General features: G+C 39.0%; 6 protein-coding genes. 1 reads left to right on the forward strand and 5 read right to left on the reverse strand.

All coding sequences use genetic code 11. The features are described 5' to 3' along the window. Positions 1-38: 38 nt before the first annotated feature. Positions 39-803 (reverse strand): class II glutamine amidotransferase, encoded by a 765-nt coding sequence (locus GQR46_RS05680; RefSeq protein WP_165740353.1) that lies wholly within the window; start codon positions 801-803, stop codon positions 39-41. 325 nt (positions 804-1128) lie between these two features. On the opposite strand from GQR46_RS05680, the gene fadE reads away from it, so the two are divergent. Next, on the forward strand, positions 1129-3585 hold the full coding sequence (gene fadE / locus GQR46_RS05685) for an acyl-CoA dehydrogenase FadE (RefSeq protein ID WP_165740355.1): 2457 nt from the start codon (positions 1129-1131) through the stop codon (positions 3583-3585). 125 nt (positions 3586-3710) lie between these two features. On the opposite strand, the gene GQR46_RS05690 is transcribed toward fadE, so the two are convergent. The 4 genes from GQR46_RS05690 to GQR46_RS05705 all read right to left on the reverse strand — a co-directional run bounded on the left by GQR46_RS05690 (position 3711) and on the right by GQR46_RS05705 (position 9165). Continuing rightward, positions 3711-4832 (reverse strand): PepSY-associated TM helix domain-containing protein, encoded by a 1122-nt coding sequence (locus tag GQR46_RS05690; protein ID WP_165740358.1) that lies wholly within the window; start codon positions 4830-4832, stop codon positions 3711-3713. An 18-nt stretch (positions 4833-4850) separates the two neighbouring features. Then, positions 4851-6887, reverse strand: coding sequence for a TonB-dependent receptor (locus GQR46_RS05695; protein WP_165740359.1), 2037 nt, complete (start codon positions 6885-6887; stop codon positions 4851-4853). Positions 6888-7096: 209 nt separating this feature from the next. Continuing rightward, on the reverse strand, positions 7097-8455 hold the full coding sequence (locus GQR46_RS05700) for a histidine kinase sensor domain-containing protein (protein ID WP_165729290.1): 1359 nt from the start codon (positions 8453-8455) through the stop codon (positions 7097-7099). Continuing rightward, positions 8452-9165, reverse strand: coding sequence for a response regulator transcription factor (locus GQR46_RS05705; protein ID WP_165740361.1), 714 nt, complete (start codon positions 9163-9165; stop codon positions 8452-8454). The genes GQR46_RS05700 and GQR46_RS05705 overlap by 4 nt, the downstream gene beginning before the upstream one ends. Between the last annotated feature and the right edge of the window lie 144 nt (positions 9166-9309).

Here is a 9309-nt window from a genome sequence, read left to right on the forward strand (position 1 = left end):
TAATCGCGTTTTTTTATGTGAAATTTAAAGCTTTAGCGCTAAATTAGCTCACCCATTTTAAACAATGCAAACTCTCCTGGCTCCATTTTTTGCCAGCGCTCGTCATTCGTCAAAGGCCTTGTGGCTATAACCGTTACTACATCGTTTGGTGTGGTCTCTTGTTGAAAATCAACCACCATGTCGGCATCAATCAACGTTGCTTTACCAAATGGCGCACGGCGCGTTATGTAATGTAAGTTATTAGTGCAATACGCTAAAACAAACACCCCATCGGTCAATAGCATATTAAACACGCCTTTTTCACGCAACGTATGCGAGAGCTTAGCCGCGTATCTAAAAACCGATGCCATATTACTTGGACGTTTTGGGTATTTTTCGCGAATTTTATCAAGCAACCAACAAAAAGCGAGTTCGCTATCGGTGTTCCCCACTGGGCGATAATATTCTGTTTTTAAATCATGATAATTAGATAATTGCCCATTATGTGCATAGGTAAGCTCGCGCCCCCATAACTCTCGCGTAAAAGGATGAGTATTTTCAAGGCATACTCTCCCGCGGTTACCTTGGCGAATATGGCTAATAACCGAGACACTTTTAATGGGGTATGCTTTGACGAGCTTTGCAATTTCAGATTGATAACTCGGCTCAGGATCTTTAAAGGTTCTACAGCCTTTACCTTCGTAAAATGTAATACCCCAACCATCTTTATGTGGTCCCGTGTTTCCGCCACGCTCTAAAAGGCCTGAAAAACTAAAACAAATATCGGTAGGCACGTTGGCTGACATGCCAAGTAATTCACACATTAATAAAATAACCCTTAAAAACCATACATTAAAAATAAATAGCGTTATATTTTTACATTAGGCGTACACTAATTTACAGCCCACTATGATTACTATACTTACTTAAAAAGTGTCATTTTGCTATTAGATTTATTTATTTTTACGTTAACAATACTTGCAGCTAACGCTTTGACTATACGATAGTAATTAAGCGTTCCTCTGTCGGGTAATTAAATATCGTATTTAAGTTACTTTCTACTACAATTTAACATCGTTATGTACTTGAAAATTACTGTTACTAGCGCTACTCTAAGTGAGGTGGTCTGACCTCTATTAAGGAATAAAAATGACACTCATATTTACACTGGTTCTAATCGTGTTGCTTTGCACTGCGATTTACCACAGAGCAAGTTGGAACACAGCACTTGGTGTTTCAGCTATTACTTTATTAATTGGTACCTTTGCGGGTGCTTTTGGTTTAATTAGCTGGTTGATCTTTTTGATCATCGCGGTTCCTCTTTCTGTTACTGGCCTTCGTCAGCAATATATCATCAAGCCTATTTTTGCTACGTTTAAAAAAGTAACGCCAAGCATGTCTGATACTGAAAAATCAGCTATTGATGCCGGTACGACGTGGTGGGAAGCTGACTTATTTTGCGGTAACCCAGATTGGAAAAAACTTCACCAATACCCAGTTCCTAAACTTACTATTGAAGAGCAAGCCTTTGTTGATGGCCCTGTTGAAGTAGTATGTAGCATGTTGGACGATTGGGAAGCAACGCACGAACTAACCGACCTTCCTCAAGATGTATGGCAATATCTAAAAGATAATAAATTCTTTGCCATGATCATCAAAAAAGAATATGGCGGTTTAGAGTTTTCTGCATTTGCACAGTCATGTGTACTTCAAAAACTAACAAGTAAATCAACATTACTTTCGTCAATTGTTGGTGTACCGAACTCTTTAGGCCCAGGTGAATTATTACAACACTATGGTACAAAAGAACAAAAAGATCATTACTTGCCGCGCCTAGCGAGCGGTCAAGAAATTCCATGTTTTGCATTAACGTCGCCAGAAGCGGGTTCTGATGCAAGCTCAATTCCAGACTACGGTGTGGTATGTAAAGGGCAATGGAATGGTGAAGAAGTTGTGGGTGTTAGTTTAACGTGGAATAAGCGTTACATTACACTTGCCCCAGTTGCTACCGTACTTGGTCTTGCGTTTAAGTTACAAGATCCAGATGGCTTAATTGGCGACAATAAAGAGCCAGGTATTACCTGTGCACTTATACCAACGGATACTCCTGGAGTTGAAATTGGTCGTCGACATTTCCCGCTTAACGTACCATTTCAAAATGGGCCTACTCGCGGTAAAGACATTTTTGTACCACTTGATTACATTATTGGTGGTCCAGATATGGCTGGTCAAGGCTGGCGTATGCTGGTTGAATGTTTATCGGTTGGTCGTGCAATTACATTGCCGTCAAACTCTGCCGGTGGCATTAAAATGATTGCCATTGCGACAGGTGCGTATAGCCGCATTCGTCGTCAGTTCCGTTTACCTATTGGTAAAATGGAAGGTGTTGAAGAGTCACTAGCTAAATTAGCTGGTTACGCTTACAGCTCTGATGCTGCGGTTAGTATGTCTACGGGTGCGGTTGATTTAGGCGAAAAGCCATCGGTTGTTTCTGCCATTATTAAATACCACCTTACAGAGCAAATGCGTGATGCAACTATTCATGCAATGGATGTACTTGGCGGTAAGGGCATCATGCTTGGGCCAAATAACTATTTAGGTCGTGGCTATCAAGGTGCACCTATTGCCATTACCGTTGAAGGTGCAAACATCTTGACCCGTAATATGATTATTTATGGTCAAGGTGCAATTCGCTGTCATCCATTCGTACTAACAGAGCTTGGTGCATGTGAAATAGAAGACCGCGAAGAAGCGCTTAATGTATTTGATAAAGCGCTAATGGGCCATATTGGTTTTACTATGTCGAACCTTGTGCGTACTAAGTGGCTTGCGCTCACAGGTGCTCGTTTTACAAGTGTGCCGTACAACGACGAAACAGCTGAATTTTACCGTATAGCGTCACGCTTTAGTGCATCACTTGCTCTTATGTCTGACATTAGCATGGCAGTATTTGGTGGTTCACTAAAACGTAAAGAACGTATTTCAGCACGTTTAGGTGACTTACTTAGTTACTTATACTTAGTGTCTGCAACGCTTAAGCGTTACAACGATGAAGGCCGTAAAAAAGAAGATTTTGCGCTAGTAAAATGGAGTTGCCAAGATCACCTTTACCATTGCCAACGTGCACTTGCTGATTTAATTAATAACATGCCTTCGGCTCCACTACGCGCCGTGTTAAAAGTATTGTTATTCCCGTTTGGTCGCCCGGTTCGTAAACCAACTGACCAACTTGAGCATAAACTTGCGCAACTACTACAAGTACCTAGCGAAACGCGTAACCGTTTAGCAAGCTATGTATACTTAACAAATGAGCCGCTTAACCTTGTAGGTCGTCAAGAGCAAACGCTTAAAGACGTACTTGCTGTTGAGCCATTATTTGAAAGAGTATGTAAAGAAAAAGGCCTTAAACTGCCATTCTTCCAGCTTGATAAAGTAGCGCAAATGGGGCTTGAAGCAGGCATATTAAGCCAAGCAGAGGCTGATAAACTAGCTGCTGTTGAGCAATCTCGTTTAGATGTTATTAACGTTGATGACTTTGACCCACCTGACTTACTTGCAGGCAAAGCCGCGCGTAATAGCGTTAAAAAAGAAGCTGATGCGGCTTAATTAACTAAGTAAGCATTTGAATACTAAAAGCCAGCGCCTAATGCGCTGGCTTTTTTGTGTAAAATAAATTGTTATATATCAAATCGCACATATCAAGCAATCAAATACTCGTCGACAAGTGTAAATTAGCGCTTATTTATCAATCGCTTCCATGCTAAAACTATGCCTGTATACACTAAAAAACATGCGAACAATGATGCCAAACCAGCTAATGTTTGCCCTAAAAAACCAAAGTATTCACCGGTATGTAAAAATCGAGATGTTCCCCATGCTTGATCGCCTCGCGTCCAATCCGATTTTTTAAACGTTTTAGTTACGTCGCCCGTGTGAGTATCTAAAAATAATGAATACGCATATTCTTGACGATTCCCAATACTGGTATCAATATAAAAACGTGCTTCGTGTTTTTTGTCACCTAATTCTAACCACATTGAATACCAATCAGCGGCACCATTATTAATTGCATGTATTTGAGCTTGTTGGAATAGAGCATCGTAAGGTACTTTATCAGCCGATAAATCTAATACTGGTAGATGCTTTTCTCGCTCCGGTACGTTTTGCCCAAACGCGCCATATAACGCTTTATTCGCCCAGTCAAAATGAAACAAAGTAGCCGTTAATGACAAAACGAGTAAAACCGGTAAACACCAAATTCCAAAAACTAAATGCCACTGCCTATTTCGATGATGTGATGATTTGTAACTCTTTGCTAGTAATAAATATCCTTTTAATGCAGAGCGATTAAATCGCTTTGGTAACCACAGATAAGCACCCGATAGTAATAAAAAGATAAAAAATAGATTAGCGTAGCCATTTATATTTTTGCCAATCACTTGTGAAGCGCCATGCAGTAATAAATAACGATGTATATCAGTTACAACGTGAAAAAAACCAGCCGCTAGCCCCTCTCCTTCACGAATAACATCTCCCGTATAAGGGTGTAATAAGTAGCTATGTTTTCCCGCCCAGGCAGGAATAGCAGCCCCTTCTCGATTTACCCAACGAATATAAATATGTGATTGACTCGGATGCGATTCTTGCAAAATATCTACAACATCATCAGTCGATAGCCGCTGTTGAGCATAGGTGCTTTTTACAGTAAATCGCATTTCATCTAGCTCAACAATCTGTCGCTCATAGGTTAATAAAAAACCCGTGAACGACATGCTAAAAATAAATAAACCGGCGATTAAACCTATAATTAAGTGAGCCCAAAAGACCCACTTTTTAAACAATTTTAAGAACATAAAATAAGTTACTTATTCTTAAAACTGATAAGAAATCGATAAGCGAATATCGCGCCCAGATTCGTATGGACCAACAACAGTGTCAAATACTTCACTGTAATCACCCACACTTGAATGATCGATATATAACTCATTAAATAAGTTAGTAACAGCAACATTAAATAATAATGCATTTGTCACATTCCACTGCCCATATAAATCAACAGTGGTATAGCTTGGTTTATTTAGGGTATATAAAGAATCGGTCCAACCAAGGTCAACAGCTTGATGAAGAGTATTAATATCGAGTGAATCGACTTTAATTACACTAAAACCAACCTTTGCATCGGTGTTAATATCGTAATCAACGCCGGCAACCCATGTATTGCCTCTGCTATTACCTAAACCGACAAACTCATAGCCATTAATATCAATTGCATCATAACTTACACTGTACAACCCATCACGTGGGTCAAGCTCTGTATCAGTAGCTGAAAATCCAATGAAGAAATCAAATGAATTTAAACGATATGCTAGGTCAAACTCAAACCCTTTAGTCTCTAACGTGCCTATATTGTTATAAACCGAGTTTCCTTCATACCCTTCAAATATCACATCATCTAAAGACGAATTATAAATACTTGCCTTAGCGGATAAATTTTCATTAGTGTACGTTATGGATGCTTCAATATTAGCTACGGTCTCAGGTACTAAACTTTCATCCGCTACTGGAATATCTGAACCGTCATATAAATATCCATCAATGGTAAAGCCATCCCCTATTTGTTTACCACGCGCGGCTTCAGCATACCCAAGCCCTACTGTCCAAGCATCATTAATATCGTATGCTAAACCGATATTAAAGCTCACTTCATTGTCGTCTAAACTCGATGCGCTTTCTGTAATTGCAGTCCCATAATATTCATCTAATAGGATGTCTTGTTTAAACTTATAACTATCAAAACGCACCCCATAACTCAGTAAAAGTTGTGGAGTAATATCACTATAACCTTGTGCATAAACACCCAGTACACTGCCTTGTTCTGAATTTTCTTTTGCACCAGCTGCAGACCCACTCGATACTTCATCGTTTCTATAATCAATGCCATAAACAAATTTATGTTCATCAATAATACTTGTATTACGAATATCTAAGCCATATGTGTCAATGTCAGCAAGCCAAGCAAATCGGCCGCCATTAAAAGATGATTCGGTTTTGTATGCTGTCGCCTCTAAATACAATAAGTTATTGTGAGAAAATATATAATTAGCAACGTAAGTCTCTCGCTCTGCTTCACTTGGGTACAAAGCATCACCCTCTTGTACCGCCCAGTTAGGGCGTGCTGAAAAATCCCCTTCTTCGTCGCGTTTTTCAATACTTACCGACAAATGATGATTATCTGCTAACTCACCACTGGCTTTAATAAACATCATATCTTGATCGGCGGCCGTACCATAAATAGTATCGCCATCACCATCTTCCATGTTCTCGCGATTCACAGTACTGAAATATCCTAGTACGCCCCATGTATCACTTAATTTACCGTATACACTAGTGCTTAAACGCGTACCGTCATTTGAAAAGTAACTTGCTTTAACACGTCCACCAAATTGTTCACCTTGATTAAGTAAGTCTTGCGCGTCTTTAGTTTTAAAGCGGATAGAGCCGCTAATCGCACCAGGACCACTTGTTGCTTCGCCGGCACCTGCTTGCACATCTATTTGCTGTAATAGGTCAGGATCTATTGTTACACGACCAATATGATGAAATAACGTTGATGTTTGCTGTGCACCATCAACCGTTATATTTAATAAAGAATCTTCAACACCACGAATATAGATCTTTTGTGCAACGCCTACCGAGCCGCCCACGCTAACAGAAGGTGAATGTCGAAAAATGTCAGCCAGATCACTTGCTTGATATTGTTCTATTTCTTCAGCTGTAATACTCAAATTAGTTGCAGAACCAACTACAGATATTTTTTCAACAGACGCTGTACTTTTAGTAAGTTCTTGCGCGTATATAGGTGAACTAAATGATGCACAAATGGCACTCATTAAGGCTAATTTTTTCAAGGGGGACGTTCCTTCTTAATTGCAAATAAGAAGGATTATCATTTTCTTTTAATAAAAAGCATAGCAACTTTACATTTGTTACATTTAGGACATATACAAAGACGCGTTAGGTGCAACCTACTTTAGTTGCCTAAAAATATGTAAGTAAGGGCGTGAACAGGACGAGAAAGCGTTGCTCAGTTTTACAAGCACACAATATGAAATGTAATTTATACACCTTTAGGAACCGTTACAGTCATTACTAAACCACCTGCAGTATCATTTTTAGCACATACTGTTGCAGCAATCGCATGTAATTGCCTTTGTGCTAAAGCAAGCCCTAAACCAAAGCTATCACTGTTGCATGAGCGAGCTGAATCAATCCGGAAAAAAGGTCTAAAAATAGTATTTAAATGCTCTTTAGGTACTCCTGGACCTTGATCTGCAATAATAATTTTATATTCATGTTTATAATCAATGAGGCTAATCCGTACTTTTTTATTAATGGGTGTGTAACGTAGTGCATTTCTAAGTATATTCTCCAGTGCTTGACCTAAAGCTCTGTGATTACTGTTTTCAATATGGGCTTGATTAGGTAAGTCAGCAGAAATAAGTTTATCTGGGTACTCAAAACGCCCATCTTCAATGAGGATTTCGAGTAAATCGACTAAATCCAAAGATTCGATGCGCAACTGAGGTGACTCGTTATCTAACCAGGATAACGTAAGTGTGTCATCCACTAACTTACGGATATGCTGTGACTCTTTGTGAATACGCTCTAATTTGATTTGCGTGTCTTCTACACCCTTTTCCCTGTGAGTGAGTAAATTGTCAGTTGCTATATCTAAACGTGTTAAAGGTGTTCTCAACTCGTGAGACAAATCAGTTAATAATACACGTTGATGCATAATTTGATCACTGATCCGCTCTGCCATTAAATCAAATGTTTCAGCTAGCTGAGATAGTTCATCATTGCGTGAGCCCAACTGCTCCCGAACTCTGACACTAAAGTCTCCTTTGCTAAATGCCCTACTTGCTAAGTCGAGTTCTTTAATAGGGTGCATAATATGACGATATAACACAATCGATAAACACACCAATATCAGCATTGGCAATAAAACTTGTAACGACAAACGTGTTAAATTCCAAAGTGATCCTGGGTGCATTCTTTGCGGCAACTGCACAACAAGGCTAGTTGCACCATCTTTAAAGGGTAATTGCATAACGGGTGCATGCTCAAAATACAGATGGATTTTCCAATCAATACTTCGCCCCAAGTTATACCCTGTATACTCATAACGATGAGAACGATTACCTGCTAACTCAATCACATTGGCTTTAGCAATTACAGCCCAAATACTCTCTTGTTGTTGTAAATCATCAACCCAACGCTCAAGTTCGCTCATATCGCCTTGATCAAATATAACCTCAGCCTTTTTTTGCCAATTAATTAACTCTTCTCGGCTTGAGTCACTTAGCATGCTCATATCATTTTCAAAATGATTAACCGCGACATTAATTAAATAAAACATAGCAACAACACCAGTACCAATAATTAAGCACAGCTTCCAAAATAAACGTCGTGTCATTTAATACAGTACCCTTGCCCATGTACAGTGTGTAAACGGCTGCCATCCCAGCCGGCGTTATTTAATTTTTTTCGTATACGACTCATATGCATATCTAAACTACGATCGTACTGACTGAAACGCTTGTTAAGCGCCACTTGATATAAAAAAGGTTTTAACAGTATTTGTTCTTGGTTTTTCATTAAAATTTGCAGCAAGGCAAACTCAATAGGCGTAAAAGCTAATAGCTCACAATGCAGAAAAACCTGCTGCTGTAGGCTATCTATTTCAAGTCCATCAATATTAGCAATGTAAGGGGTATTTGTGTCTTGTTTAAAAACGCGCCTTAGTACTGAATCTACGCGTAGTAATAATTCTTGGCTATTAAACGGTTTTGCTAAGTAATCATCTGCACCAGCTGATAGACCTAGTATGCGCTCTTCTTCAGCATGTTTTGCCGATACAATTATTACAGGGGTGTTATTACAACTACGTAAAATATTAAGTACTGCTAAACCGTCTTTGCCCGGCAACATAACATCTAATAAAATAAGACTAAAACGTTGAGAAACCGCTAAATCAAGCGCTTGATTACCATCAAAACACTGTGTAACAGAGTATCCTTGATTGCCTAGTAATTCAGTAATTTGATCATTAAGTAATGTATCGTCTTCAACAACTAAAATATCAAAATCAGATTTGTTGCGTTGATAGGCCTGTGGTGCAGACATAGAAAGCCATAATTTTTATAGTATTAAAACAAGTTAAAGCAAATGGTAATACAAATCAATATCAAAAGCAGTATGCAGGAAGAAAGTTAATTTTTTAAGTGTTTTGAGTGTTTTGAGTGTTTTGAGTGTTTTGAGTGTTTTGAG

The organism is Pseudoalteromonas sp. Z1A6, from assembly GCF_011378745.1.
GTDB lineage: Bacteria > Pseudomonadota > Gammaproteobacteria > Enterobacterales > Alteromonadaceae > Pseudoalteromonas > Pseudoalteromonas arctica.